Source organism: bacterium, from assembly GCA_024224155.1.
Lineage (GTDB): Bacteria > Acidobacteriota > Thermoanaerobaculia > Multivoradales > JAHEKO01 > CALZIK01.
In genome coordinates this window covers 1-1450 of the sequence record JAAENP010000205.1, presented here as the reverse complement: position 1 = coordinate 1450, position 1450 = coordinate 1, and the positions used below count along the sequence as shown (strand labels likewise).

Below are 1450 nucleotides of genomic sequence, written 5' to 3'. Positions count from 1 at the left end.
TTCGGCGACAGCTCGAAGCCAGAGGCGACTTCATCATCCCCGAGACATTGTGGCGTGCCGCGGCCGAGGCCGCTCGAAAAATCGATCAAGGACAACCTGACGGCATTCGGACTCTTAGAACCTTGACGTGCGTTGTGCGTAGCTATCTATAGAGAGGGAAATGCGTCCGACGGAGAGCGAGATCAAGCGTTGCTACCTTGCACGGGGGGTTTTTTTTCTGCTGAAACAGTTCGGGATGATCGGCAACAGCTACGCCGCCATCCGACAGGAGGAATGGAAGAGGCGGGCGCCGGCTCTGCTCAAGAGGAACCTCTTCACTCCGTCTTCTCACCGTCCTCTCGATGGCGTCTTCACGAAAGTCCCCGGCGACGGGCTTTACGTCAACACGGCGGGTAAGACTCTTCCCTTCGACAGCTTCTGGCGTAGCCTGCGCAATCTCGTCAGGTTGCGGTGCTGGCCTCACGAGGACTCGCTGGTGTCGATCGTGGAGGTGGCACTCGCCGTGCGGCAGTGGCCGGACGACGACCAGCAGAGGGATGCCTGGCGCAGTCACGCCATCCGTTTTCTGGTCGGTTACCGCTTGTATCTCGAGAGTGCCGAGGAGGACCTCCTGGAACCCGGTGAGTACTTCCGGCGCCATTTCGCCGCGGACTCTCCCCTGCCGGTGGCGGCAGGCTCCATGCCGCTTCACCGAATCCTCGACAGGATCGACGCCGGCCTCGCCTACCTCGGCCGCTACCTGCGGTTTTGTGACCGCCCGTTTCATCGGAAGATCTTCGAAGTCTACCTTGCTCAACTGGGCCTCCTCAGGGAACGGGCGTGGGAAGAGTACGACTACGACGGGGTGGAAGACTTCCGGCACCTCGTGGAGGAGCTCAAGAGGCGCTCGTTCCAGAACGAGGCGCTGCTGATCAAGGCCAGCCTGGAAGCTCGCGGAACGCCCGGTTCGTTCTGCTTCTCCGACTCGGGGTTCGCGGAGGCGAACGGCCGCCGGGCGGTTTGGGTAGAGGACGACGATCGGGTGCGGATCCTGCGGCTGTCGCGCAACGCCGGGCGGCTCTACCGCGGGACGAGCTTTCACCGGCTCATTCTGCTCGATTCCGTGCAAGCGTGCGACTACGAGGAAGAGCAGCTCTCGAACCTGACCCGAGACTTGACCTCTCTGCTCGCGCACGGCGTCCACGTCCTGATCGGCGAAGCGCGGGTGGCACAGGAGATCGACCCGACTTTCTTCAACTACGCGATCTCGGAAGACGGAGTCGTGATGCGCGCCCACCGAGGTCACGACGCGTGGCGCGTCGCGAAGTTGCCGCCCGAGCACCGCGAGCACTGCCGGCTGCTCGAAAATTACCGGCTGATGGCCAGCGAGACCAGCGGCCGAATTCTGAAGCTCGACGCCGGCGAGCTCGCTCTCCGAGAGGGCAGGTTGTCGTCGCCGAGCGATCTCCTG

The 1450-nt window shown here is 63.0% G+C and carries 1 protein-coding gene; it reads left to right on the top strand.

Annotation, left to right across the window (positions count from 1 at the left end; translation table 11 throughout):
• Positions 1 to 160: 160 nt before the first annotated feature.
• Positions 161 to 1450: hypothetical protein (locus GY769_11500; protein MCP4202546.1), on the top strand; the 1290-nt coding region annotated here is incomplete at its 3' end.